General features: G+C 66.2%; 25 protein-coding genes and 1 tRNA gene. 15 read left to right on the forward strand and 11 right to left on the reverse strand.

Annotated elements, in window-relative coordinates:
• Window positions 1–318: 318 nt before the first annotated feature.
• Window positions 319–636, forward strand: a complete 318-nt coding sequence (locus ACNI3Q_RS12670; RefSeq protein ID WP_426277209.1) for a UrcA family protein — start codon at window positions 319–321, stop codon at window positions 634–636.
• Window positions 637–729: 93 nt separating this feature from the next.
• Here ACNI3Q_RS12670 and clpA read toward each other — a convergent pair whose 3' ends face one another.
• Together clpA and ACNI3Q_RS12680 are read right to left on the reverse strand one after the other, a co-directional pair.
• Window positions 730–3,054, reverse strand: coding sequence for an ATP-dependent Clp protease ATP-binding subunit ClpA (gene clpA, locus ACNI3Q_RS12675; RefSeq protein ID WP_426277211.1), 2,325 nt, complete (start codon window positions 3,052–3,054; stop codon window positions 730–732).
• 133 nt (window positions 3,055–3,187) lie between these two features.
• Window positions 3,188–3,385: a DUF1192 domain-containing protein gene (locus ACNI3Q_RS12680; protein ID WP_426277213.1), complete on the reverse strand. Its 198-nt coding sequence runs from the start codon at window positions 3,383–3,385 to the stop codon at window positions 3,188–3,190.
• 197 nt (window positions 3,386–3,582) lie between these two features.
• Between ACNI3Q_RS12680 and ACNI3Q_RS12685 the strand changes: the two genes are divergently transcribed.
• The 4 genes from ACNI3Q_RS12685 to ACNI3Q_RS12700 all read left to right on the forward strand — a co-directional run bounded on the left by ACNI3Q_RS12685 (window position 3,583) and on the right by ACNI3Q_RS12700 (window position 9,103).
• A complete protein-coding gene (locus tag ACNI3Q_RS12685; RefSeq protein WP_426277215.1) occupies window positions 3,583–4,581 on the forward strand; it encodes an NAD(P)H-quinone oxidoreductase in 999 nt (332 codons plus the stop codon).
• Window positions 4,582–4,584: 3 nt separating this feature from the next.
• Window positions 4,585–5,208 carry a glutathione S-transferase family protein gene (locus ACNI3Q_RS12690; protein ID WP_426277217.1) on the forward strand — a complete coding sequence of 208 codons (624 nt, stop codon included), beginning with the start codon at window positions 4,585–4,587 and terminating at the stop codon, window positions 5,206–5,208.
• Window positions 5,209–5,305: 97 nt separating this feature from the next.
• Window positions 5,306–6,754 carry a glucuronate isomerase gene (gene uxaC / locus ACNI3Q_RS12695; protein WP_426277219.1) on the forward strand — a complete coding sequence of 483 codons (1,449 nt, stop codon included), beginning with the start codon at window positions 5,306–5,308 and terminating at the stop codon, window positions 6,752–6,754.
• 156 nt (window positions 6,755–6,910) lie between these two features.
• Window positions 6,911–9,103 carry a TonB-dependent receptor gene (locus tag ACNI3Q_RS12700; RefSeq protein ID WP_426277221.1) on the forward strand — a complete coding sequence of 731 codons (2,193 nt, stop codon included), beginning with the start codon at window positions 6,911–6,913 and terminating at the stop codon, window positions 9,101–9,103.
• Window positions 9,104–9,189: 86 nt separating this feature from the next.
• Here ACNI3Q_RS12700 and ACNI3Q_RS12705 read toward each other — a convergent pair whose 3' ends face one another.
• Complete coding sequence (locus ACNI3Q_RS12705; protein ID WP_426277223.1) at window positions 9,190–9,816, reverse strand: DNA-3-methyladenine glycosylase family protein; 627 nt, start codon at window positions 9,814–9,816, stop codon at window positions 9,190–9,192.
• 68 nt (window positions 9,817–9,884) lie between these two features.
• Between ACNI3Q_RS12705 and ACNI3Q_RS12710 the strand changes: the two genes are divergently transcribed.
• Window positions 9,885–10,202, forward strand: coding sequence for a 2Fe-2S iron-sulfur cluster-binding protein (locus ACNI3Q_RS12710; protein ID WP_260020151.1), 318 nt, complete (start codon window positions 9,885–9,887; stop codon window positions 10,200–10,202).
• Window positions 10,203–10,415: 213 nt separating this feature from the next.
• Here ACNI3Q_RS12710 and ACNI3Q_RS12715 read toward each other — a convergent pair whose 3' ends face one another.
• A complete protein-coding gene (locus ACNI3Q_RS12715; RefSeq protein WP_426277226.1) occupies window positions 10,416–11,186 on the reverse strand; it encodes a hypothetical protein in 771 nt (256 codons plus the stop codon).
• A gap of 36 nt (window positions 11,187–11,222) precedes the next feature.
• Window positions 11,223–11,978 carry a 23S rRNA (guanosine(2251)-2'-O)-methyltransferase RlmB gene (gene rlmB, locus ACNI3Q_RS12720; protein ID WP_426277228.1) on the reverse strand — a complete coding sequence of 252 codons (756 nt, stop codon included), beginning with the start codon at window positions 11,976–11,978 and terminating at the stop codon, window positions 11,223–11,225.
• A gap of 152 nt (window positions 11,979–12,130) precedes the next feature.
• Between rlmB and ACNI3Q_RS12725 the strand changes: the two genes are divergently transcribed.
• Window positions 12,131–12,216, forward strand: a tRNA-Tyr gene (locus tag ACNI3Q_RS12725).
• 494 nt (window positions 12,217–12,710) lie between these two features.
• Here the strand turns inward: ACNI3Q_RS12725 and ACNI3Q_RS12730 are convergent.
• A complete protein-coding gene (locus tag ACNI3Q_RS12730) occupies window positions 12,711–15,032 on the reverse strand; it encodes an ATP-dependent helicase (RefSeq protein WP_426277230.1) in 2,322 nt (773 codons plus the stop codon).
• Between the two features lie 103 nt (window positions 15,033–15,135).
• Between ACNI3Q_RS12730 and ACNI3Q_RS12735 the strand changes: the two genes are divergently transcribed.
• The 8 genes from ACNI3Q_RS12735 (at window position 15,136) to pdeM (ending at window position 21,801) form a co-directional block, all read left to right on the forward strand.
• Window positions 15,136–16,275, forward strand: a complete 1,140-nt coding sequence (locus ACNI3Q_RS12735) for a S41 family peptidase (protein WP_426277232.1) — start codon at window positions 15,136–15,138, stop codon at window positions 16,273–16,275.
• A gap of 114 nt (window positions 16,276–16,389) precedes the next feature.
• Window positions 16,390–16,755 carry a YciI family protein gene (locus ACNI3Q_RS12740; protein ID WP_426277234.1) on the forward strand — a complete coding sequence of 122 codons (366 nt, stop codon included), beginning with the start codon at window positions 16,390–16,392 and terminating at the stop codon, window positions 16,753–16,755.
• Window positions 16,756–16,765: 10 nt separating this feature from the next.
• The gene (locus tag ACNI3Q_RS12745) at window positions 16,766–17,974 is read left to right on the forward strand and encodes an RNA polymerase sigma factor (protein ID WP_426277591.1); all 1,209 of its coding nucleotides are present in this window, start codon (window positions 16,766–16,768) and stop codon (window positions 17,972–17,974) included.
• A gap of 68 nt (window positions 17,975–18,042) precedes the next feature.
• Complete coding sequence (locus ACNI3Q_RS12750; RefSeq protein ID WP_426277236.1) at window positions 18,043–18,222, forward strand: hypothetical protein; 180 nt, start codon at window positions 18,043–18,045, stop codon at window positions 18,220–18,222.
• A 59-nt stretch (window positions 18,223–18,281) separates the two neighbouring features.
• On the forward strand, window positions 18,282–18,680 hold the full coding sequence (locus ACNI3Q_RS12755) for a GFA family protein (RefSeq protein WP_426277238.1): 399 nt from the start codon (window positions 18,282–18,284) through the stop codon (window positions 18,678–18,680).
• A gap of 94 nt (window positions 18,681–18,774) precedes the next feature.
• Window positions 18,775–20,058, forward strand: a complete 1,284-nt coding sequence (locus ACNI3Q_RS12760; RefSeq protein ID WP_426277240.1) for an MFS transporter — start codon at window positions 18,775–18,777, stop codon at window positions 20,056–20,058.
• Between the two features lie 62 nt (window positions 20,059–20,120).
• The gene (locus ACNI3Q_RS12765) at window positions 20,121–21,101 is read left to right on the forward strand and encodes a retroviral-like aspartic protease family protein (protein WP_426277242.1); all 981 of its coding nucleotides are present in this window, start codon (window positions 20,121–20,123) and stop codon (window positions 21,099–21,101) included.
• 37 nt (window positions 21,102–21,138) lie between these two features.
• A complete protein-coding gene (pdeM, locus tag ACNI3Q_RS12770; RefSeq protein ID WP_426277244.1) occupies window positions 21,139–21,801 on the forward strand; it encodes a ligase-associated DNA damage response endonuclease PdeM in 663 nt (220 codons plus the stop codon).
• Between the two features lie 67 nt (window positions 21,802–21,868).
• On the opposite strand, the gene ACNI3Q_RS12775 is transcribed toward pdeM, so the two are convergent.
• The 5 genes from ACNI3Q_RS12775 to fdxA form a co-directional block, all read right to left on the reverse strand.
• The gene (locus ACNI3Q_RS12775) at window positions 21,869–22,390 is read right to left on the reverse strand and encodes a hypothetical protein (protein WP_426277245.1); all 522 of its coding nucleotides are present in this window, start codon (window positions 22,388–22,390) and stop codon (window positions 21,869–21,871) included.
• Window positions 22,391–22,676: 286 nt separating this feature from the next.
• Window positions 22,677–23,387: a GIN domain-containing protein gene (locus ACNI3Q_RS12780; protein ID WP_426277247.1), complete on the reverse strand. Its 711-nt coding sequence runs from the start codon at window positions 23,385–23,387 to the stop codon at window positions 22,677–22,679.
• Between the two features lie 62 nt (window positions 23,388–23,449).
• Window positions 23,450–24,166, reverse strand: coding sequence for a head GIN domain-containing protein (locus ACNI3Q_RS12785; protein ID WP_426277249.1), 717 nt, complete (start codon window positions 24,164–24,166; stop codon window positions 23,450–23,452).
• A gap of 135 nt (window positions 24,167–24,301) precedes the next feature.
• Window positions 24,302–24,841 (reverse strand): CarD family transcriptional regulator, encoded by a 540-nt coding sequence (locus ACNI3Q_RS12790; RefSeq protein ID WP_260020135.1) that lies wholly within the window; start codon window positions 24,839–24,841, stop codon window positions 24,302–24,304.
• 319 nt (window positions 24,842–25,160) lie between these two features.
• Window positions 25,161–25,502: a ferredoxin FdxA gene (fdxA, locus tag ACNI3Q_RS12795; RefSeq protein ID WP_260020134.1), complete on the reverse strand. Its 342-nt coding sequence runs from the start codon at window positions 25,500–25,502 to the stop codon at window positions 25,161–25,163.
• Window positions 25,503–25,534: the final 32 nt, after the last annotated feature.

Raw genomic sequence — 25,534 nt, forward strand, 5'->3', positions numbered from 1 at the left:
AACGGCGCTGCGGATCGACCGGCAAAGCATCTGGCCGGGCACCGTTCATGGCGGCAAGCAAGTCGGTTGATCTGCCCCGCGCGGATTGACCGTCCGGTCAGTACAATCGTAATCGACCACGTGCCGGTGCCAAGTCTCTTCGCAGCTGCAACTTGATACCTTTGCAATAGAAGCCACGGCACCGATGGAATATGGCGCTGCCACCATTGGGGCGGAACCGGCAACAGCCGGGCCGCGTTCAATGGCACGACGCGATCAGGCAAACAGCCGGCGCGGCGTACACAGAAAAGAATATCGCAGACGCAGGAGTTGAGGAACATGACCCGTACCCTTTTGCTCGCCGTGGCTGCCGCCGCGGCGGCGACGGCTGTTCCAGCCACGGCTGAACAGCGTGTCGTTTCGACGACCGTCCATTTTGCAGACCTGAACCTGACCAGCGCCGCCGACCGGGTGGTGCTGAACAATCGCCTGGGCACCGCCATCCGCCGGATGTGCCGCGCCTATGGCAAGCAGACCGATGCCGAGCAGATCACGGCCGATGGCTGCGTTGCCGAAGCGCGCGCGGATGCCGAGGCCAAGCTGGGTCGCCTGAACGGCGGCGCCGGTTCGGTCGAGGTGATGTCGATGATGCGCTGATCCCGGCTGCGGATCGGAAATCAAAAACCCCGGCGGGCGGTGGCCTGCCGGGGTTTTTTCTTTGCCGGTGTAACCGGAGCCTGTCTGGCCGGATTACGCCTCGGTCGGGGCCGATTTCCGGCCGCCCTTGCGCTTGGACTTGCGGGGCGGGGCGGGGACCATTTCAAAGGCCAGCGCCCCGTCCTTCAGCTTCACGCTGACCTCGCCGCCATGGACCAGCTTGCCGAACAGCAGTTCCTCGGCCAGCGGCTGCTTGATCTTTTCCTGAATGAGGCGGCCCATCGGGCGCGCGCCATACAGCTTGTCATAGCCCCGCTCGGTCAGCCATGCCTTGGCCGCATCGTCCAGATGAATATGGACGCCGCGATCCGACAGCTGCAACTCCAGCTGCAGGATGAACTTGTCCACGACGCGCGCAACTACTTCCGGCGGCAGATAGCCAAACGGCACGATGGCATCGAGGCGGTTGCGGAATTCCGGCGTGAACAGCTTCTTGACCGCGTCCTCCTGCACATCCTCGCGAGTGAACTCGCCAAACCCGATGCTTTCGCGGGCCATGTCGGATGCACCGGCATTGGTCGTCATGATCAGGATGGTGTTGCGGAAATCCACCGTCTTGCCGTGGTGATCGGTCAGCTTTCCGTTGTCCATCACCTGAAGCAGGATGTTGAACAGATCGGGATGCGCCTTTTCGATCTCGTCCAGCAACAGCACGCTGTGCGGGTTCTGATCGACGGCATCGGTCAAGAGGCCGCCCTGATCATAGCCGACATAGCCCGGAGGCGCACCGATCAGGCGGCTGACCGAATGGCGTTCCATATATTCGGACATGTCGAACCGCTGCAGCGGAATGCCGAGCAATTCGGCCAGCTGCTTCGCCACTTCCGTCTTGCCGACGCCGGTCGGGCCGCTGAACAGGTAATTGCCGATCGGCTTTTCCAGTTCGCGAAGGCCCGCACGGCTGAGCTTGATGGCAGAGGACAGGACCTCGATCGCCTTGTCCTGGCCGAACACGACCCGCTTCAGGTCGGTTTCCAGATTGGCGAGCACGCGGGTGTCGTCGGTGCTGACCGTTTTCGGCGGGATGCGCGCCATGGTGGCGATCACCTGTTCGATCTCCTTGACGGTGATCGTCTTTTTCCGCTTCGACGGCGGCACCAGCATCTGCATGGCGCCAACCTCGTCGATGACGTCGATCGCCTTGTCGGGCAATTTGCGGTCGTTGATGTACCGGCTGGACAGCTCGACCGCGGCCTTGATCGCGTCGGGCGTATACTTGACGGAATGATGCTCCTCGAACGCCGAACGCAGGCCGGCCAGGATCTTGATGGTGTCCTCGACCGTCGGTTCGTTCACGTCGATCTTCTGGAACCGGCGCAGCAGGGCGCGGTCCTTTTCGAAGTGGTTGCGGAACTCCTTGTAGGTCGTGGAGCCGATGCAGCGGATCGAGCCGCCCGACAAAGCGGGCTTCAGCAGGTTGGACGCATCCATCGCCCCGCCGCTGGTCGCGCCGGCACCGATGACGGTGTGAATCTCGTCAATGAACAGCACCGCATGGGGCAGCTTTTCCAGTTCGGAGACGACCTGCTTCAACCGCTCCTCGAAATCGCCGCGATAGCGGGTGCCGGCCAGCAGCGCGCCCATGTCGAGCGAATAGATGACGGCCGGCTTCAGCACGTCGGGAACATCGCCCTCGACGATCTTGCGGGCCAGGCCCTCTGCAATCGCGGTCTTGCCGACGCCCGGATCGCCGACGTAGAGCGGGTTGTTCTTGGACCGGCGGCACAGGATCTGGACCGTGCGGTCAACCTCCGGCCCGCGGCCGATCAGCGGATCGACCTTGCCGTTCTTCGCCTTTTCATTGAGGTCGACGCAGAACTGCTTGAGCGCGCTTTCGCCCTTGCCGCTTTTCTGTTCCTGCTTGGCCGATTTCTCCTCCTCGGCCGCGCCCTTCACCTCTCGGCTTTCGGCAGGGGTGCCGCCCTTGCCGACGCCGTGGCTGATATAGCTGACGGCATCCAGCCGGCTCATATCCTGCTGCTGCAGGAAATAGACGGCATAGCTTTCGCGTTCGCTGAACAGGGCGACCAGCACATTGGCGCCGGTCACTTCGTCCCGGCCAGAGGACTGGACGTGCAGGATCGCGCGCTGGACGACACGCTGGAACCCGCTGGTGGGCGACGGATCGGTCTGTGTATCGACCTTCAGCGCCTCAAGCTCGGTATCCAGATATTTCGCCACCGTCGCCTTCAGGTCGCCCAGATCGACGCCGCACGCGTTCATCACCTTTGATGCGTGCTCGTCATCGATCAGCGCCAGCAGAAGATGCTCCAGCGTTGCATATTCGTGGCGGCGCGCAGACGCGGCCTCCAGCGCCTTGTGCAGCGTGGATTCCAGGGCAGAGGCAAAGGACGGCATTATTCATTACTCCAGGCGGGGCGGTGGGACGCTGGCCCCGCAAACCCTATGTCGGGATTGTGGGGCCGGTCATCAAGCGGGGTGCCCCTGCACCGGATGCGCGACGACGGGGTCGGTTCCGGTACGATCATGTTCATCGCTTGAATAAACTGTCGGCAACGGCGCGGTGACTGACCGCGCGCGCCTGGTGCGCGCGGACCCGGGCAATCTCCGCCTCCAGCGCGGCGATGCGCTCGTCCAGCTCGGCCACGGAAAGCGGGTCCAGATCCTGGCGTGCCAGCTGGTCGATCAGGTCGCCCAGGCGGGCGCGAGGGAGATCGTCCATATCCATATCGCCGATGCTCGCCCGCCTGCCTGCCCGTGTCAACGCCGCCGGGGGGAATTTTCCGCTGGTCGCGCGGATGCCCCCGATTATCGCGTCCGTGGCGGTTGACCCGCCGCCGGGCGCAAGCGTAAGCGGGCTGGCGGGACCAGCGCGGCGCGACATGGCGGCCGCGCGCCGGCGCCCGGGGGGAGCTGAATACCGGTATGGCGATTCCCGAAGCGATGCGAGCGATCGACCCTGCCACCGCAGGCGGGCCGGAGGTGCTGACCATCGTCGAACGGCCGGTACCGCAGCCTCAGCCGGGCGAGGTCCTGATCCGCGTGGCAGCGGCCGGGGTGAACCGGCCCGATGTCCTGCAGCGCCGGGGAATGTATCCGCCGCCGCCGGGCGCGCCGAGCATCCCGGGGCTGGAAATCGCCGGACATATCGTCGCGCTGGGCTCCGGTGTCGGGTCGGAATGGATCGATCAGCCGGTCTGCGCCCTGATCGGTGGCGGCGGTTATGCCGACTATGCCGTCGCCCCGCTTGGTCAGTGCCTGCCGGTGCCGGATTCTCTGTCGATGGACGAGGCGGCGGCAATGCCCGAAACGCTGTTCACCGTGTGGACCAACCTGTTCGAGCGCGCCTATGCGGCAGAGGGCGACCGGGTGCTGATCCATGGCGGCACGTCGGGCATCGGCACCATGGCGATCCAGCTTGCCCGGCTGTTCGGGCTGACCGTGATCGTCACCTGCGGATCGGATGACAAGGTCGCGGCCGCCCTGTCGCTGGGCGCGCATCATGCGATCAATTACCGGACCGAGGATTTTGTGGACCGGGTCAGGGACATCACCGGCGGACGCGGCGTCCATGTGGTGCTGGACATGGTCGGCGGCGAGTATGTCGCCCGCAATATCGCCTGCCTGGCCGATGACGGCCGCCATGTGTCGATCGCGGTGCAGGGGGGCGCGATAGCGACCATCCCGGTGTTCGAGGTGATGCGCCGCCGCCTGACGCTGACCGGATCGACGCTGCGCGCACGCGATGCCAGTTTCAAGGCGCTGGTATGCGACGAACTGTTCCGCACCGTGTGGCCACTGGTCCGGGAAGGGCGGCTGAAACCCGTGATCGACCGCCGCTTTCCGCTGGAGCAGGCCGCCGATGCGCACCGCCGGATGGAAGCGGGTGACCATATCGGCAAAATCGTGCTGACGATGGCGTGACGCATGGCTGACGAGCGGCTCATCCTTCACGAATATGCCTTGTCGGGGAATTGCTATAAAATCCGGCTGACGGCCGCGCATTGCGGCGTTCCGCTGGACCGGCGGCAATATGACATCCTGGCCGGGGAGACGCGGACGGCGGAATTTCTGGGGCGGATCAACCCGGATGGCCGCATCCCTGTTTTGCAGATCGGCGACCGGTTCCTGCCAGAGAGCAATGCCGCCTGTTGCTGGCTGGCGGATGGATCGCCGTTGATCCCGACCGACCGGATGGAGCGGGCGGAGATGCTGCGCTGGCTGTTCTGGGAACAATATAGCCACGAGCCCAACGTCGCCACGCTGCGCTTCTGGCGGCGCTGGGTGGGCGAGGACCGGTTGACCGAGGCGCAGCGCGCGCAGGTGGCGGGCAAGGAAGCGGCAGGCCGCGCGGCGCTGGCGATGATGGACCGCTACCTCAGTGGTCGGAACTGGATGGCGGGCACGTCCTTTTCGATCGCCGATATCGCGCTCTACGCCTACACCCATGTCGCCGATGACGGGGGCTTCGCGCTGGATGAATACCCGGCCATCGCCGGGTGGCTCGGCCGGATCGCTGCATTGCCGGGGCATGTTCCGATCACGGATTGAATGACATTGGCACGGGATCGGCCGCGTTACCGGCTTGCATTCACGTGAAAGCTGCTTTCTATCCGGCGGGTACCGCTATCATTCTGCAGGGACTGTCATGACCCGCCCGCTGACCCTTGATCCCGATCGCCTGTTTCCGGCCGAAACCCGGACCCGTGCCATTGCCCGGGACCTGTATTCGACAATTGCCGATCTGCCGATCATCAGTCCGCATGGCCATACCGATGCCGGCTGGTTTGCGCACAATCGCAACTGGACGAGCGCGACCGAGCTGTTTCTGGCGCCCGATCATTATGTCTATCGCATGCTCTATTCGCAGGGCATTGCCCTGGCGGACCTGGGCGTGCCGGATCGCAACGGAACGCCGCCGCACGATCCCCGCCGGGCATGGCGGATCTTTGCCGATCACTATTACCTGTTCCGCGGCACGCCGTCGCGGATGTGGCTGGATCATGTCTTTGCCAATGTCTTCGGCCTGGACGTGGCGCTGGATAGCGGGACCGCCGACCAGTATTTCGACCGCATCGGCGAGCAGCTGGCCAGTGAGGCGTTTCGCCCGCGCGCGCTGTTCGACCGGTTCAACATCGGGTTTCTGGCCACGACCGAAGGGCCGCAGGATGACCTGTCCGCGCATCACGCCGTGCAGGCATCGGGATGGGGTGGGCGGGTCGTCACGACCTATCGCCCCGATGCCGTCATCGATGTGGAGCATGAGGCGTTCCGTCCGGCGATGGACCGTTTCGCCGAGGTGACGGGCGAGGATGTGTGGTCGTGGCGTGGCTATCTGGCCGCCCATCGCAAGCGGCGCGCGGATTTCCGCGCAGCAGGCGCGACCGCGACCGATCACGGCCACATCACTGCCCAGACCGCCAATCTGACCCCTGCCGAGGCAGAGGCATTGTTTGACCGGGTAACGCGCGGGGAATGGGTGGCCGCCGATGCCGAGCTGTTCCGGGCGCAGATGCTGACCGAAATGGCCGCGATGAGCATCGAGGACGGGATGGTCATGCAAATCCATCCCGGCGTTGACCGCAATCATAACCACGGCCTGTTCACCTCGCACGGCCGCGACAAGGGCGCCGATATCCCGCTTCGCACTGACTATGTGCGTGCGTTGCGCCCGTTGCTCGACCGGTTCGGCACATCGACCGAGCTGTCGATCATCCTGTTCACGCTGGACGAGAGCACCTATGCCCGCGAGCTGGCGCCGCTGGCCGGGCATTATCCCTGCCTGAAGCTTGGCCCGGCCTGGTGGTTCCATGACAGTCCGGAGGGGATGCGCCGGTTCCGCGAGATGACGACGGAGACGGCCGGGTTCTACAACACCGTCGGGTTCAACGACGATACCCGTGCCTTCCTGTCCATTCCCGCGCGGCACGATGTCGCCCGCCGCGTCGATTGCGCGTTTCTGGCGCGGCTGGTCGCGGAAGGGCGGTTGCAGGATTGGGAAGCGGCGGACCTTGCCTATGAACTGACCAATGGCCTGGTAAAGCGCGCCTATCGCATCGATGCGGGCGACCGTTCGCCGGAACGCGTCGCCGCCTGAACGGCCGACCGGGCACAGGCGCGCCGCCATCGGATGGCGGCCGCCGACGAGCGATCGACGCCACCCTTACTCGCATATGCAGCATCGCTATTGTAATAGTGTAACATATCGTTAGGAACGACCCCGATACCGAGTCGAGTTCAAGGGGTTTTTCCAATGTCGATCCTCAACACCCTGCTAGCATCGTCTGCGCTGATCGCGGCACCGGCACCTGCTCCGCGCGAGCCGGTGGCCGTGCCGGTCACCGCCGCCCCGGACGAGGCGGACCCGCAGTCGCGCGACGGCGTGCATGGCGAGGCATCGACGGACATCATCATTACCGCGCCCTATGTCCGCGAACTGGACGTGCTGGCGCAGAAGTCGGTGCTGACCGGTGATGCGTTGCTGCGCGATCTTCGGCCGCAGATCGGCGATACGCTGACCCGGCTGCCCGGCGTGTCCGCCACGTCGTTCACCCCCGGTGCGTCGCGCCCGGTGCTGCGCGGCTTTCAGGGCGAGCGGATTCGCGTTCTGACCGACGGGCTGGGTTCGCTGGACGTGTCCAACACCTCTGCCGACCATGGCGTGACCATCGACCCGCTGACGGCAGAGCGGGTCGAGGTGCTGCGCGGTCCGGCCGTGCTGCTGTTCGGCAGCCAGGCGATCGGTGGCGCGGTCAACGTCATCGACCGGCGCATTCCGCGCGCGGTGCCGGAGAACGGCGTGCATGTCGATGCGATCGGCAGCTATGGATCGGCGGCTGAGGAGCGGAGCATCGGCGGTGCGCTGGATGTGGCGCTGACGCCGCAGATCGTCGCCCATGTCGATGGCAGCTATCGCAAGTCCGGTGACCTGCGCGTCGGCGGCTATGTGCTATCCCCGACGCTGCGCGCCGAACAGCTCGACATCGCGGCCGAGGAGCGGGCGGAAGGCAATCTGGACGAGGCGGCGGAGGCAGAGGCGCTGGCCGGCCTGCGCGGCCGGGTGCCCAATACGGCGACCGAGACGTACACGCTGGGCGGCGGCATTGCGCTGATCAACGATGGCGGCAGCCTGGGCATCTCTGCCGGCTATTACGACAGCAATTATGGCGTGCCGGCGCGGCCCGGCAGCAGCCATGCCCATGGCGAGGAAGGCGGCGCCGAAGCGGCAGAGGCCGAAGAAGGTCCGGTGACGATCGGGATCAAGCAGTTCCGCGCCGACATGCGCGGCGAGATCAATGTGGATGGTGGATTTCTGGACACCATTCGCACCCGTGTCGGCTTTTCGGATTACGAGCATACGGAGTTCGAGGGCGCAGAGGTCGGCACCCGGTTCCTGTCGGAAGCATTCGAAGGCCGGCTGGAGCTGGTTCAGGCCGATCGCGACGGCTGGCGCGGCGTGACCGGCGTTCAGGGCTTTACCCGGCGGTTCGACGCGATTGGGGCAGAGGCGTTCGTGCCGCGCAACGACACCGCGCAATTCGGCATCTTTACGGTGCAGGAAGTCGGGCTTGGCCCGCTCGAGCTGGAAGTCGCCGGGCGGTACGAGCGGACGGACGTGTCATCCAATTCGGTGCTGATCGGCGGCGAGGAGGATGGCGAGATCGTTGCGATCGATCGCGGGTTCGACACCTTTTCCGGTGCAGTCGGCCTCACCTATGCGCCCAGCGATCAGCTGCGCATCGGCATCACCGGATCGCGGGCGGAACGCGCCCCGGCGGCCGAGGAGCTGTTCTCCAATGGCCCGCACATCGCCACTCAGGCGTTCGAGATCGGCAACCCGTTCTTTACCAAGGAAAAGAGCTGGGGTGTCGAAGGGTTCGTGCGCGGCACTGCCGGGCCGTTGAAGTTCAACCTGGCCGCCTATGCCACCTGGTTCGACGATTACATCTATGAGTTCAACACCGGCGAGGAGCTGGATGAGCTGCCCGTGTTCCAGTATCAGCAGGCCGATGCCCGCTATTACGGGTTCGAGGCGGAGCTGTCCGCGACGCTGGTGCAGACCGACGGCTTTGCCCTGCGTGCCGACGGCGTTGCGGATTATGTCGATGCGCGCCTGACCGCGACGGATACGGCGGTTCCCCGCATTCCGCCGCTTCGCCTGCGCGGCGGGCTGGAGGCGGATGCCGGGCCGGTCAATGGCCGGGTCGAGGTCGAGCATGTGTTCGAACAGGACAAGGTTGCGGCATTCGAGTTGCCGACCGACGCATTCACGCTGGTCAATGCCTCTGTCGCATGGCGTCCGTTCGGCAGCGCCAGCGAAAGCGCGGTGATCCTGTCGGCCAACAACATCTTTGACGTCGACGCCCGCCGGCATGCCAGCTTTACCAAGGACTTCGTGCCACTGGCCGGCCGCGACATCCGGGTGTCGCTGCGCCTGAGCATCTGACGGCTCCCTCTCTGGCCCCGATCATCCAGGAACCAGAGCAACTGCCCCACCCCCTTTCGCCAGCACCCCGGCGAAAGGGGGATTTTTTATCCGACCGGTACGCCCCCCTGATAATGGTGCCAGGCAAAGATGGCGGCGGCCCCGCGATGCGGGCGCCATGGATCGGCCAGCGCACGGGTTTCCTTTTCGGTCGGCTTTTCGGACAGGCCAAGGATGCGACCGACGGCAATCTGGACGGCAAGATCGCCCGCGGGCCAGATGTCGGGCCGCCCCTCGGCAAACAGCAGATAGATTTCGGCGGACCAGCGCCCGATCCCCTTTAGCGAGACGAGCGCGGCAATCGCCTCTTCGTCGTCGGCCGGCAGCTGGTGCAGGTCGATGCGGCCAGAAGCGACCGCATCAGCGAGGCCAAGGGCATAGCCCGCCTTTTGCCGGGAAAGCCCGGCAGCGCGCAGGGTTTCGGCATCGGCCGCGAGCAGAGCCGCGGGGTCAAGGACCGCGCCGTCCAGCAGGGCATCCAGCTTGTTCCACACCGATTGCGCGGCCTTTACGCTGACCTGCTGGCCGATGATCGTGCGCAGCAAGGTGGCATAGCCCCGTTCGCGAAGCCGGGGGGCGGGATAGCCATAGTCGGCCAGCGCAGCCGCGATCGCGGGTTCCCGGTCCGCCAGAGCGTCCATCCCGGCGTTCAGTTGTTCCGCGCTCAATCCCATGTCACCCGTCCTTGATCTTTGCCGATCCCAGCGGCAGAGGCGGTCAGGCAATAGCCGTGGAGCCCGCAATGCCAAAACTGATCGTCGTCACCCGCGATGGTACCGAACACCCCGTCGACGCCACGCCCGGCCTGAGCGTGATGGAAGTGATCCGCGACCATGGGTTCGACGAGCTGCTTGCCCTGTGCGGCGGCAATTGTTCGTGCGCGACCTGCCATGTCCATGTCGACCCGGAATTTGCGGCCAAACTGCGCCCGGTCAGTGCGGACGAGGACGACCTGCTGGACAGTGCGTCCGACCGGGATGCGACGTCGCGCCTGTCGTGCCAGCTGCTGTTCACCGCCGAGCTGGACGGCATGAAGGTGCGGATCGCCGAAGAAGACTGATCCCCCGGTCGGCTGACAGTTTTGACACATTGAACGGGTTTCACGCGGCCGACCGCCCGGTTGACCGGCGGCGGCGGCGTGCCGGGCAAGCGTGGGCATCAGGGCTGATCCAGTCGGGGTCATCGCACCGACTGGATCAGAAAAAATCCAACATTGCCAGCCCGTTGACGCGGTTGCCCTTCGTCTGCGCACTCGCGCGCCGACTGGCCCGGATCAGCGGGCCGGGGGCAGGGGGGCCAGTTTCAGGACCGCCATCGGCGCGTCCTTGCTGATCGGGGTTGCCCGCCAGGTCACGCTGCGCCGGCCATTGGCCTCTGTTGCGCCATCTTCGTTATTCTGGCTGATGATTTCCGCATCGGTGGTCAGGGTGAAGGTACCGTCCAGCCGGTCCGCTGCCTTGCTGGCGCTGCTGCCGGCCATGCCGCCCGACTGCTGGTTGCCCTCGCCAAACGCAGGGGCTTTCACCCGGACCCGTTCATTGCCGCGCAGTTCGATGGCGACGAACGGCAACACGATTTCCGCGTCGAGATTATAGGGATAGACAAAGGCGTGATCGAGCCGCCCGTTGATCGCATAATCGATCAGGAACAGGCCATCGCCCTTATATTCCACCGATCGATAGCCTGCCTCGCCGCGCAGAGCATCGGCGATCGCGCGGTTCTTGCGCTCCTGTTCCGCCTTGTCGTCATCTTCTTCTTCGGAGAAATCGGCCGAATCCTGCTTCAGCGACGCGGGCTGCCACGAAGCCTCGCCCTCGGTCACGGCTTCGCCGTCCTCCTCGCCGCCCTCTTCATCAAGGTCGCCAAGCCCCTGCATGCTTTTTTCAAGGTCGAGGGCGAACACCTCACCCTTGTAGGTAAAGGTGAAGCTGCGATCCCGGTTCACGTCGAGCGTCGAGACGAACTTGCCCGGAGCGATAAAGCAGCTGGTCAGCATCAGCGGCGCCAGCACCGCCATGAGCACCGCGACCATCCGTTTCAACATTGCAGCGCCCCCGTTCCGATGTGTTCCAGCCGACCCCTAGTCCTGGCGACGATGCGTTGCCGCCGCGTAAAGCGCAATGGCTGCTGCGTTGGAAACGTTGAGGCTCTCCATGCGCGGGCTGATCGGCAGGCGGGCCAGCACGTCGCAATGGGCCATCGTGTTCTGCCGCATCCCGTCGCCCTCTGCACCCAGCACCAGTGCCACACGATCCGTGCCAAGCGCGCTGTCCAGCGTGGTTTCTGTCGCACCGGCCAGGCCGATGCGCCAATAGCCCGCCTCGCCAATCTCATCCAGCGCGCGGGACAGGTTGACCACGCGGACCCAGGGCACGAACTCCAGCGCGCCCGATGCAGCGCGCGCGACCGTGCCCGATTCCGGCGGCGAATGGCGATCCTGGGTCACGATGCACAGGGCATCGAAGGCGGCGGCGGATCGCAGGATGGCGCCGACATTGTGGGGATCGGTCACCTGATCCAGCATCAGGATCGGGCGATTGTCCTTTTCCCCCTGACCCAGCACTTCGCTGAGCCACAGATCCTCCAGCGGGTCGACCTCCGCCACCAGCCCCTGATGCGGCGCATCGGACGGGACCAGCCGCGCCAGATCGGCAACATCGGCATAGGTGATCGGCAGAACCGGCGGCAGGTCGAGCGTCGACAGCGCCTCCCGCGTTCCCCACAGCTTTCGCACCGTGCGTTCGGGATTGGCCAGCGCGGCCAGCACGGCATGGCGGCCCCAGAAACGGGGGCGGCCAGCCGGGGCCTGAGAGGGGCGATGTCCGCGTCGTGCCATGATGCTGTTCTTTCCGATCGCCTGTAACGATGATCCCGCCTGCTATGCCCACGGCCCCGCGGGCGCAAGACATTGACGGCGGGACGCACGCGGGGCGTTGACAGGCGGGGCGGGGGACGGCAAAGGCTCGCGCTCGCTTCGGCGGCTGGCCCGGAAGGGTGGCCGAGTGGTTAAAGGCAGCAGACTGTAAATCTGCCCGCGTGAGCGTACACTGGTTCGAATCCAGTCCCTTCCACCATCGCCGCCGCCGAAGCGAATACTCCCACCCGGAGGATGAAAGGCCCGCGCATGGCCGCCGGCCCGGCGGGTGCGGTTCCGATCCGTGTGTCATTCCGGTGTAATTGCGCCCGTCGCGGCCGCGTCGCATCGCAGGTACCGTCGGCCCTGGTCGCGTCCGTTCGATCATGGAGGCAGCGGCCATGCCCGGCGGGCACCATCGACAGCGCGATCCTGCGCGAACAGCTGGTCAAGAAATGGCGGCGCGAATGGAGGTTTGCGCTGATCGAAACGGATCATCCCGGTTGGGATGACCTGTGGGAGCAGTGCTTCGCAACCGGGATGCCGCAGCAATAGCCAGGCCCCGTGTCAAGCACGGGGCGACGATGAGAAGAGGAATCCGGAATGGGGTCGTTTCCTGACCGGCGGCTTTTGTGGTGCAGATGCTTCACGGCCGCCGTTCGATTGCGGTTCGATGCTTTCCGCATGGTCTGGCCCGCCGGAGGCTGAGGCCGGTCAGCCCAGCGTCACGAAGCTGTCGAGGACGCGTTTGCGGCCGGCCTGTTCGAAGTCGATTTCCAGCTTGTTGCCCTCGATCGCGGCAACCGCGCCATAGCCGAATTTCTGGTGAAAGACGCGCATCCCGATGCTGATGTCGTCGCGGCCCTTGTTGCCCAGGCTGACCGCCGGGGCGCGGCTTTCCACGACGCGGACTGGCTCTCGCGTGAAGCTGCGGGGGGTATAGCTGCCGCCGGGGTTCTTAAGGTCCACCCCCGCCGCGCGTTGCCAGCCCGGCCCGCGCCCCTGCCCGCGTGCAACATCGGCAAAGGGGTCGGCGCGTTCCGACCAGTTGGCGCGCCACAGGCTTTCGCCGCCCGACATGGTCGTTTCGCTTTCCACATGTTCGGGCGGCAGTTCGGCGATGAAGCGGCTGGGCAGGCTGCTGGTCCACTGGCCATAGATGCGGCGATTGGCGGCGTGCAGGATGGTGCTGTGCCGCCGTGCGCGGGTGATCGCGACATAGGCGAGGCGGCGTTCCTCCTCGAGGCTGGCAAGCCCGCCCTCATCCAGCGCGCGTTGCGAGGGGAACAGCCCTTCTTCCCATCCCGCCAGGAACACGGTGTCGAATTCCAGCCCCTTGGCCGCGTGGATCGTCATGATCGTCACCCGCGCGCCGCCGTCACTGGCGTCATTGTCCATGACCAGGCTGACATGTTCGAGGAACGCGCCGAGGGTTTCATATTCCTCCATCGCGCGGACCAGTTCGGTCAGGTTTTCGAGGCGGCCGGCCGCCTCTGCACTGCGATCCGCCTGCCACATCCCGGTATAGCCGCTTTCGTCGAGCAGGATGCGGGCGAGTTCCGGGTGCGGCAGGCTGGTTGCCATGTCGCGCCAGCGGGCGATGTCGCCGATCAGGTTTCCGAGCGCGCGCCGGGCCTGGGGCGTCAGTTCGTCGGTGTCGAGGATGCGCGCGGCAGCAAGGGTCAGCGGAATGCCCTGAACCCGGGCGAGCTGATGCACCTTGGCCAGCGCCTTGTCGCCAAGGCCGCGCTTGGGCACGTTGACGATGCGTTCAAAGGCCAGATCGTCCGCCGGTTGATTGACCACGCGGAGGTAAGCGAGCGCGTCGCGGATTTCCTGACGCTCGTAAAAGCGGAAGCCGCCGACGATGCGGTAGTTGACGCCGATCTGGATGAACCGGTCCTCGAACTCGCGCGTCTGATGCTGGGCGCGGACCAGGATGGCGATGTCGTTGAGGCTGGTGCCGCGCCGCTGCGCCGCCTCGATCTCGTCGCCGACCCGGCGCGCTTCCTCCGGGCCGTCCCACACGCCGATGACGCGCACTTTCTCGCCGGCGTCCAGTTCGGTCCACAGCGTCTTGCCCAGCCGCCCGGCATTGTTGGCGATGACGCCCGATGCCGCGCCCAGGATGTGCGGCGTGGAACGGTAATTCTGTTCCAGCCGGATCACCTTGGCACCGGGAAAATCCCGTTCGAATTTCAGGATGTTTTCCACCCGCGCGCCGCGCCAGCTATAGATCGACTGGTCGTCATCGCCGACGCACGCGATGTTGCGCCGCGCCTGAGCCAGCAGGCGCAGCCACAGATACTGGACGCTGTTCGTGTCCTGATATTCGTCGACCATGATGTAGCGGAACCGCTGCTGATACTGCTCCAGCACCTCCCGGTTATCCTTGAGGATGGTCAGGCTGTGCAGCAGGAGGTCGCCGAAATCGCAGGCGTTCACGGCGCGCAGCCGCGCCTGATACTGGGTATAGAGTTCCTGCCCGCGGCCATTGGCGTACAGTTCGCTTTCCCCGGCATCCAGATCGGCCGGGGTCAGCCCCTTGTTCTTCCACCCGTCGATCAGGCCGGCGAGCTGGCGCGCGGGCCAGCGTTTTTCATCCAGATCGGCCGCAATGACGAGCTGTTTCAGCAGGCGCAGCTGATCGTCGGTGTCGAGGATGGTGAAATTGCTTTGCAGGCCGACCAGTTCGGCATGGCGGCGCAGCATCTTTGCGCCGATCGAGTGAAAGGTGCCCAGCCACGGCATCCCCTCCACCGCATCGCCCACCAGCCGCCCGACGCGTTCCCGCATCTCGCGCGCGGCCTTGTTGGTGAAGGTGACGGACAGAATCTCCGACGGATAGGCGCGCCGCGTGTAGAGCAGGTGCGCCAGCCGCGCGGTCAGTGCCGCTGTCTTGCCCGTGCCTGCGCCCGCCAGCACCAGCACCGGGCCGTCCGTGGTCAGCACCGCATCCCGCTGTTCGGGGTTGAGGCCGCGCAGATAGGGCGGATCGTCGGACAGGGTTCGACCGGGGGCGGCGGGAGCATTCATCGGTGAACAGTTAGGGAACAGCGGCGAACGGGGCAAGCGCCGATCCCCGGCCGTCATCATTCTGTTACCTTGATCCAGCACCTGTCTGTCGAGGAGTATGCGTATGCCGATTGCCCGTCGTGACGTAATGATTGGCGGCGCCGCCGCGATGATGATGAGCGGTGCTGGCCGGGCGCTGGCACAGGTCAGCGGAGCGGCGGGCGTGCCGATCAAGCTGACCGACAGCCGGTTGCTGGTGGCGGGATCGATCGGCACGTCGCCGACGCTGCCGATGGTGATCGATACTGGCGGCCAGTTCGGCCTGATCCACACCGACCTGGCCCAGCAGCTGAAGCTGTCCAGGATCGGCTATCGAAAGCTGCGCCTGTCCTGGGGCAATGCCGAATACCCGATTTACCGCGCCAGCGGCTTGTTGCTGGGTGGCCGGTTCGAGGTGCCGGTGCTGGCGCTGGCGGGGATTGATCGCGCGCTGGGAGACGGGGCGCTGATCTCTCTGCCCGGACGCGTACTGACGGTGATGGACGGCGAACTCGACATGGATGCCGGCCAGTGGCGCGTCCATCCGCAAGGGTTGGGCGACATGGCCGGGTGGACCCGGTTCGAGAAGGCGATCGTCCAGCGCGGGCAGAGCGAGGACAGCCGGTTCCTTTATGCCGATGCCAGCATCAATGGCGCGCCGCCGATGCGGTTCGGGCTGGACACGGGGATGCCCCCGGTCATTCGGCTGTACCGCAAGGCGGCGGAGGCGGCGGGGCTGTGGAACGCGCCCAAATGGGCACCCGCCGCACCGGATGGCGAGACGCGCGTGGTGCGGGCGGAACGGATCGAGCTGGCCGGGGCGGTTATCGAGCGGCCGCTGGTGTTCATCAAGGACCGGCCCGACTGGAACGAGTTCGAAAACGGGATCGTCGGCCTGCCGCTGCTGCGCCTGTTCAACATCGCAACCAGCAACCGCGACAACGCCGTGCTGATGAAGCGCAATCGCCAGACCATGCAGCCGGACATGTACAACCGGACCGGCATCTGGATCGAACGGGCGGGGGACGCCATCGCTGTCGGCAAGGTCGGGCCGGGCAGTCCGGCGGAACAGGCCGGGCTGAAACCCGGAGACAAGCTGCGCGGCATGACGTTCGAGAGCTTTGTCCAGCGAAGCTATGACCCAGCGGGAACGGTGTTCAACCTGACGGTGGAGCGGGGCGGGACCAGCCAGCCGCTGCCCCTGACGCTGGCCGATTATCTGTAGGTTTTTCGAGCGACGCCGATTTTTTTCGGCGTTGCTGTCGAAACGGGCGGGGGTCGCGGCTCATCGTTACGGGTGCTGATTGTCAGCGCGCCGATGATGAGGAAGGATATCCCCATGCAATATATGCTCGTCTATCGCGAAACCGCCGCCGAAATGGGCAAGCGCGACGATCCGCAGGCCGCCGGTCCCTATTGGGGGGCATGGATGGCCTATATCGGCGCGATGCAGGCCGCGGGCGTCATGCTGTATGGCGACGGATTGATGTCGCCGGAATCCGCAACGCTGGTCAGCGTGGGCGCGGACGGCCGCACCATTCAGGACGGCCCGTTCCCCAATACCAAGGAGCAGCTGGGCGGTTTCGTCGTGATCGAGGTCGCCGATCTGGACGCGGCGATCGAATGGGCCGCGCGGGCGCCCTGTGCCGCCGACACGCCAGTTGAGGTGCGGCCGGTCGAGGCGCCGCCCGCCGGCATGGAATAGGCCGGTGACGATGGACGCGCGCCGCACCGCCGAACGGGTGGCGCGCGATTCCCATGGGCGGCTGGTGGCGATGCTGGCCAGTCGGACGCGCGACATCGCGGCGGCCGAGGATGCGCTGAGCGAGGCGTTTCGCGCCGCGCTGGCCACCTGGCCGGAACGCGGCGTGCCCGACCGGCCGGAGGCGTGGCTGCTGACCGCGGCACGGCGGGCGATCGGTCATCAGCAGCGGCACGAGGGCGTGCGGGCAGCGGCCGAGCCGATGCGCGCGCTGATCGAGGCGGAGCGGGAGGCGATGAGCGGAGCGGCATTTGGCGACCATCGGCTTGGCCTGATGTTCGCGTGCACCCATCCCGCGCTGGCCGCGGATATTCAGGCGCCGCTGATGCTGCAGGCCGTGCTGGGGCTGGACGCAGGCCGAATTGCGGCCAGTTTCCTGATCGCGCCGGCCACCATGGGTCAGCGCCTGTCGCGGGCCAAGGCAAAGATCCGTGACGCCGGCGTGCCGTTTGCCGTGCCCGATCCGGCGGAGGCGGGGCCGCGCATGGCGGCGGTGCTGAACGCGATCTATGCCGCCTATGGCACCGGATGGGACGACCGGTTTGCGGGCCATGCCGCGACCCGCGGCCTGGCGGAGGAGGCGCTGTGGCTGGCGCGGCTGACCGCCGGACTGGCCCCGCAGGATGCGGAGGCCAGGGGGCTGCTTGCCCTGATCCTCTATTGCGAAAGCCGGGCCACCGCGCGGCGGGATGCGGCGGGCGCATTCGTCCCGCTGGACCGGCAGGATCGTGGATTGTGGGATGCGACGATGATCCGCGAGGCAGAAACGCTGCTGGCCGGGGCCGCGCGGATCGCTACGCCGGGCCGGTTTCAGATCGAAGCGGCGATCCAGTCGCATCAGATGGTCGCCATCGCCACGCCGCATGCAGCGCCGCCCCATGCGGCAGCCATGCTGCACGACCTGCTGGTCCGCATTGCGCCGTCGATCGGGGCACAGGTGGCCCGCGCCGTGGCGCATGGCGAGGCGGGGCGGCCGGCCGACGGTCTGGCCATGCTGGATGCGATTTCGGCGGCGGCACAGGGATATCAGCCATGGTGGGCGGCGCGTGCGCATCTGCTTGAACGGCTGGGCCAAAGGGCGGCCGCGCGTGCGGCCCGGATGCGGGCGGCGGGGATGACCGACGACCCGGCGGTGCGCCGCTGGCTGCTGGCCCAGCCCTAGCGCCGCCCGGCGGCTGGTGTATGGACGGGGCAACCCGCCCGGAGTCGTCCATGCCCATCAAGAATCGCATGATCCGCAAGATCGCCGTCGCTCTGCTGTTCTCCGGCCTGACCGTGCTGGTCTGGCGGATCGGGGTGGCGCAGGGCTGGTTCCCGAACGAGAACAACTGCACCGCGGACCGGCAGGAGGAGCGGGATGCAAAGGGCAAGGTGACGCGCATCGTCCGCACGACCTGTTATTCAGGTTGACGCTTTACCCGCACGGGCCAGTGGGTTAGAACATATGGCGAACAAGGAAGGGGCAACGGATGCTGACGGGACAATGCCATTGCGGGGCCATCCGCTATGAAATGCCGGACACGTTCGATCATCACGCGCTGTGCCATTGCAGCGATTGTCGCCGCCATGCCGGTGCGCCCATGGTTGCATGGGCGCTGGTGGCGGCAGATGCGCTGAACGTGACGGGCGATCCGGTCGTCTATGCCTCGTCCGAGCATGGGCGGCGGCATTTCTGCGGCAGGTGCGGCACGGGCCTGTTTTATACCAATGATGCGATCTTTCCCGGCAAGATCGACGTGCAGTCGGCCACGCTGGACGATCCGGACGCCCTGGCCGGTCCGTTCGGGCACATCCAGATTGCCGAGCGGATCGGGTGGATGGCGGGCGCCGAGGGATTGCCGATGTTCGACCGTTATCCGGGCGGATGAGCCAAAGGCGAGCCTTAGCCGTCCAAAGCGCAATTGCGCTGGACCGGCGGCGGCGATCCCGGCAGGGCGCGCGGGCAATTTCGGGGGAAACGGCATGAACGGCGGATTGGCGGGGGGCAGGCGACCGGCGGGGATGGGCCGCATCCTGTTCGCCAGCCTGACCGGAACGGCGGTCGAATTTTACGATTTCTATATCTATGCGACCGCCGCCGCGCTCGTGTTCGGCCCGCTCTTCTTTCCGGCCAGCGATCCTGCGGCGCAGTTGATGCTGAGCTATGCCAGTTTCGGCCTGGCGTTCCTGGCCCGGCCGCTGGGCGGCATCGTGTTCGGCCATTTCGGCGACCGGGTGGGGCGCAAATCCACGCTGGTCGCATCGTTGCTGCTGATGGGCGGATCGACGGTGCTGATCGGGTTCCTGCCCACTTATCAGATGGTCGGATGGGTTGCGCCGGCGCTGCTGTGCGTGCTGCGTTTCGGTCAGGGGCTGGGGCTGGGCGGCGAATGGGGCGGGGCCAGCCTGTTGGCAGTCGAGAATGCGCCGCGCGGTCAAACCTATCGCTGGGGGATGTTTCCGCCGCTGGGTGCGCCGGTGGGGTTCATCGCGGCCAACGGGTTTTTCCTGATCCTGGGCGCGATGCTGGACGAGGCGGCGTTCCGCGACTGGGGCTGGCGGCTGCCCTTTATCGCCAGTTCGGTGCTGGTGATCCTGGGCCTGTGGGTGCGGCTCAGCCTGACCGAGACGCCGGCGTTCGCGGCGGCAGAGGCGCGGGGCGCGTTGCCCAAGGTGCCGATCGGCACGCTGTTGACGCAGCATCCGCGCGAGACGCTGGCCGCGACGGGGGCGACCATCGCATGCTTTGCGCTGTTCTATCTGTCGACCGCCTTTGCGCTGGGCCATGCAACCGGCACGCTGGGGATGGACCGGGAACTGGTGCTGGCGATCCAGATTGCGGCCATCCTGTTCCTGGCGCTTGGCATCGTGGTGGCGTGCGTCGGCGCGGACCTGATCGGGCCGGAACGGATGCTGGCGGTCGGATTTGCGGGCGCGGTGCTGGCCGGGGTGCTGATGGGGCCGCTGCTGGGGCGGGCGAGCGTGGGGGGCGTGTTCCTGTGGCTGGCCATCGCGCTGTTCCTGATGGGCTTCGCCTATGGCCCGCTGGGTGCGTGGCTGCCATCGCTGTTCCCGGCGGGCGTGCGCTATACCGGCACGTCGATCGCGTTCAACGTGGGCGGCATCCTGGGCGGCGCGCTGGCACCGGTTGCGGCACAGGCGCTGGCGGCGGATGGCGGGATTGCGCGGGTTGGCGTCTATCTGATCGCGGCGGGGATCGTCAGCGCGGCGGGACTGGCGCTGGTACCGCGGGCGATGCGGCGCTGATCCGGCGGCTTGTGCTGCGCCGCAAGATTGCGGGGTGGGCGCGACAGGCATATCGTGGGTCCATGACGGGCTGGCTGTTCACCTTGCTGGCGATGATCGGGGGCGTGGGCGAGGATCGCCCGGCCCAGCCCATGCCCGCGCCGCCCGCCGCCACGGCCCCCACTGGCGATGCCGCGCTGACCGAGGCGGAGGTGCTGGCCATCGGTTATCAGGAAACGCGGATGACGGTGCCGGTCGAGATTGCCGGGATCGGTCCCCATGCGTTCATGATCGACACCGGGTCGCAGCGCACGGTGATCGCCCGCCAGCTGGCCGAGCAGCTGCGGCTGACCGCCGGGCCGGTCATCAGCCTGACCGCGATGAGCGGGACCAGCCGGGTGCCGACGGTGACCATCCCCTCGCTGCGGCTGACCGAGCGCAGCCGATCGAGCGCGATCACCGCCCCGGCGCTGGAGGCGCATCACGTCGGCGGCATGGGCCTGTTGGGGGTCGACGTGCTGCAGGGGCACCGCGTCGTCATCGATTTCGATGCCAACCAGATGCAGCTGATGCCGTCCAGCCGCCGCACCGCAACGCGTGCGCGGTCGGACGAAATCGTGGTGGAGGCGCGCAACAGGGCGGGTCAGCTGATCCTGACCGAAGCCTTTTATGGCGGGCACCGGGTCCGCGTCGTGGTGGATACCGGGTCGTCCGTCACCATCGGCAACAGCGCGCTGCGTGCGATCATCGCGCGCCGGGGCGGCAAGACGGTGCCGATGTCGCTGCTGAGCGTGACGGGGGGGCAGGTGACCGCTGATTACGGCTATGTCGACCGGCTGAAGCTGGGCGCGATGAGCTTTACCAATCTGCCCATGGCGTTTGTCGACGTGCCGCCGTTCGCACGCCTTGGCCTCGACAAGCGGCCCGCGATCATGCTGGGCATGGATGCGATCAGCAAGTTCCGGCGGATCGAGGTGGATTTCCCCAACCGGCAGGTGGTGTTCCGGATGCCGCGCGATGTGCCGGCCGGGCCGCGTGGCATCGCCGACCCGTCGGCCATATAGGCTTGCCGACCGGGCGGGCGGCGGGCATAGCGGGGTCATGGTTCCCTTTTCGTTCGCAGGTCATGGCTTTGCCGCGCTGGCCGATGGCGCGCTGTACTGGCCGCGCCGCCGGGCGTTGATCGTGGCCGACCTGCATCTGGAAAAGGCGAGCTGGTTTGCGGCGCGGGGCCAGATGCTGCCCCCGTATGACAGCGCAGCGACGCTGAGCGCGCTGATCCGGGCGGTGGAGCGGACGGGGGCGCGCGAAATCTGGTGCCTGGGCGACAGTTTCCACGACAGCGCCGGGGTCGAGCGGCTGCCCGCCGAGGTGCGCAGCGGGCTGAAGCGGCTGATCGGGCCGCGCCGCTGGGTGTGGATCGCGGGCAACCATGACGGCGCGGTCACCGACGGCCTTGGCGGCGAGATCATGGACGAGGCGGTGATCGACGGCCTGACCCTGCGGCACGAGGCGGTGCCGGGCGATCCCGCGCCGGAGCTGTCGGGGCATTTTCATCCCAAGTTCCGGGTGCAGGTGCGCGGGCGGCTGGTGTCGCGGCGATGCTTTCTGACCAGCCCGACCAAGATCGTGCTGCCCGCGTTCGGCGCGCTGACCGGCGGGCTGGACGTGCGCCACCCGGAGCTGGTGCGCGCGGTGGGGCGGGATGCCGAGGCGCTGGTGGCGCTGGACAACCGGCTGCTGAGGTTTCCGGTGGCGGCGTGAGGGGAGTGGCCCCGAAGCTTCGAGCGACCGCTATAAAGAGGTCGTGCGAGCGGCAGCGATTGGGTGGTTAGTTGCCATCGCGCTCATCAGGCGCCCGGCACCAGGTTCGATCGTTGATGCTACCCACGATCGTTTGCGGCAACGGGCCGACATCGTCGATCGACTCAACGTAGAATTGCAGTTTGGCAAAGCCCAGATGCCCATAAGATCCGGGTGTTTGCGTTCGCCACCCTGTTACCCGTGCCGTTGCCCCGTCGACGCAGTGCTCTTTCCAAGAGCGTTCGCTTTGTTGGGCAAGATGCGGAAATCCTCGTGCTAAATATAATGCGACAGGCTCCGTTTCGTTTTCCCCAATTATCGATGACCCGTGATCACTGCTGAATATGGTCCCCGCTATTGTTTCACGCTCGCCTAGTATCTCACATTTCAGGACGTCCGCCGGAATGGATTCGGGCCGCGAAAGATTAGGCAGCCCGAGATCGCAGACGGCAGCCAGAACCTTCGGTCGATCGGCAATGTAAGTCGTCACTGCAGCGCAGACAAAAAGACCAGCGCCGATCAAAAGGGCTGTCTGCAGACGTTGTCTCATCAAGCATTCGGTACATCAGCACAACAATGTCCGCAACGGGATCGTTAGCTTATGGGCAGCTTTGGTCGGATTACGGCCCAACGCCTCTCCCGCAAGGGGAGGTGGCGCATAGCGCCGGAGGGGTGACGCGCCGTCGAAGGGGGGATACCCCTCCGTCAGCGCGTGCCGCGCTGCCACATCTCCTTGCAGGGGAGGAGCATGACGTCCCGGCCATTCACTCATCCTGAGCTTGCCGAGGGATGCGCTCCGACACCGGCGCCGATCAGCAAATTGTCGTCAGTAAAGCCTACCGCGCGTCGCCCTTGCCGCACTGGATGGGGGCGGGGCCGCTGATGCGGCATTCAGGGTTGCCGCCGATGGTGATGCTGCCAAGGCCAAGGCCGCTGACATCGGCGCGGTAGCGGGCGGTCATCTGGATCGTGCCGGTGCCTTCGGATCGCACCAGCGCCTCGTCCGCCACCAGCGAAAAGCCGGTGATGCTGCCGCCGGCATTGGACAGGATGCGGGCGCGGCGCACAGTGCCGGCCAGGGTCATGGCGCCCGGGCCGATGACGGTGGCGTTGAGGTCGTCCGCATCGATATCGCCGACCGACAGCCGGCCCGCGCCATTGACGGCGACCTGGACCCGCGCCCCTTCGATCCGGTCGATGCTGAGCGTGCCTGCGCCGTTCAGGCTGGCCCCGGTCAGGGCGCTGGCGGACACCCGGATGACCGGGCCATCAGGCGCAGGAGCCGCCCCGCCGCGCCAAGCGCCGTCCGCGCCGCGCACGGGGGAGACGATCAGCGTGCTGCCCTCCTGCCGCACCTGAACCCGTTCCAGCGAAGGACGGTCGCCGGTCAGCGTGGCGCCGGTGGTGCCGCCGCTGGTCACTTCCACCTGCCATGGGCCGTCGACGCGGATCTTGTCGAACCCGCTGAGCACCACGCGCCGTTCGAGCGATTGCGGTGCCGCCCCGATCAGCAGGGGCAGGGCGAGAAGGGGAGTGAGGCGGCGCATATCCACTGATCGCACCATCGGCGCGCCGCTGGCAAGCCGGATCGCGCGTGCCCCGCTTACTCCTATCCGCCGCAGCGGACGGTGCCCGATCCCCGCTTGTTGACGGTGCAACGGGCATTATCGCCCAGATCGGCATTGCCCGAGCCAAGGATCGAGACAGTGGCGGTGCCATTGACGTCGATGCGGACATCGCCCGACCCGGCGATGGAAACGCTGGCGGATGCGGCGCGCAGCTGTTCCGCGCGGATATCGCCGGAACCGGCAATGCTCGCCTCGACCGATCCGACCTCTCCCGCCGCCGACAGGGTTCCCGAACCGGCGACGGCAAGCGTTGCCCGATCCCCGGCCAGGCGGCCGACGGTCAGGTTGCCGGATCCAGCAAGATCGCCGGCAAAACCGGCATCGGCACGGTCGATGGTCATGTCCCCCGACCCGGCAAGCGAGGCGCCGGTGAGCCGCGGCAGGACGATGGACAGTTTGACATTCCCGTCACTGCCCCAGTTCCAGCCCGCGTCCTTTTTGCGGGCGATGACCAGCGTGCCGTCGCGGTTGACCAGGTCAAGGCTGTCCAGCGCCTTTTGGTGCCCGCGCGCCGTAACGCTGAACGTGTCGCCATGGCGGACATCGACACTGTCCGACCCGTTCAGCGCGATGCGGTCGAACCCGGCGACCGAAAAGCGGCGCGTGCCATCGGCGCTGTCCGATGCGGGGGTGCCAATTGCGGGTGTACACGCAGTGGCGGCAAGCGCGAGTGCAGCAAGGGTGGCAGAGCGCAGCATCGGAGGACCCCTTCCATGTGTATTATATGGATCATACACGTAGGAGAAAGGGCGGGCAAGGGCGCATCGCCCCGAACGAAACAGGGCGGCCCGTTGCCGGACCGCCCCGTTGCCATGTGACCGAAGTCGCTGCCGTCAGGCGGCGGCGTCTTCCTTGTCCTTGTTGTAGATCGCGGCTGCGGCCTTCAGGATCTCGATCAGCTTCTTGAGCGCGGTCGGTTCGTCCACCTGCTCCATCGCGGCCAGTTCGCGCGCCAGGCGCGAGGCGGCGGCTTCGAAGATCTGCCGTTCCGAATAGCTCTGTTCCGGCTGATCGTCGGCACGGTACAGGTCGCGGACCACTTCGGCGATGGAAACGAGATCGCCCGAATTGATCTTTGCTTCATATTCCTGCGCGCGGCGCGACCACATGGTGCGCTTGACCTTGGGCTTGCCCTTCAGCGTGTCGAGCGCTTCCTTGAGCGTCTTGTCGCTGGACAGTTTGCGCATGCCGACGCTTTCCGCCTTGTTGGTCGGAACGCGCAGCGTCATCTTTTCCTTTTCGAAGCGCAGCACATACAGCTCAAGCTGCATGCCCGCGATTTCCTGCTTCTGAAGTTCGATTACACGGCCCACGCCGTGCTTGGGGTAAACGACATAATCGCCGACGTCGAAGGACAGCGCCTTGGCAGCCATGTAGGAGGAACCTTTCCGTGAACTCGCGCCCCGAGGGGTTGCACGAACAACACTGGCCCGCTAACCGGGCTGGGTTGGTGCGACCGGGGCATTATTGTCAACGTCTCCGCGGCGGGGGGCATCGAATCCACCCGTCTGGCCATTATATAACACGTTGGACACAGAAATGCCAGCGCGGCGCGCCGGGCTTGTCCATTTTATCCATTTTGGCACATGTTTCACGCGCGGCACGATCTTTCGGCCCAACGCAAAACGGCCCCCGCCATTCGCGTGGCGGAGGCCGCTATCCTGATCCGCGCAGCGGCGTCAGCGGTGGCGATCAGTCGCCGGCGCCGGGCTCTGGCGAGAAATACTTGTCGAACTTGCCCTCTTCGCCCTTGTGCTCATCGGCATCGGCAGGCGTCTGGCCGGCATTGTTGGTGACGTTGGGCCATTGCGCGGAATAGGTCGCGTTCAGCTCAAGCCATTGTTCAAGGCCGTTTTCCGTGTCGGGCAGGATCGCCTCGGCCGGGCATTCGGGTTCGCACACGCCGCAGTCGATGCACTCGTTCGGGTTGATGACGAGCATGACCTCGCCCTCATAGAAACAGTCCACCGGGCAGACCTCGACGCAATCCATGTATTTGCATTTGATGCAGGCGTCGGTGACGACATAGGTCATTGGGGCGCAGGCTCCGTTCGTGTTGTGCGCAC

The organism is Sphingomonas eleionomae (assembly GCF_049889035.1).
Taxonomy (GTDB): domain Bacteria; phylum Pseudomonadota; class Alphaproteobacteria; order Sphingomonadales; family Sphingomonadaceae; genus Sphingomonas.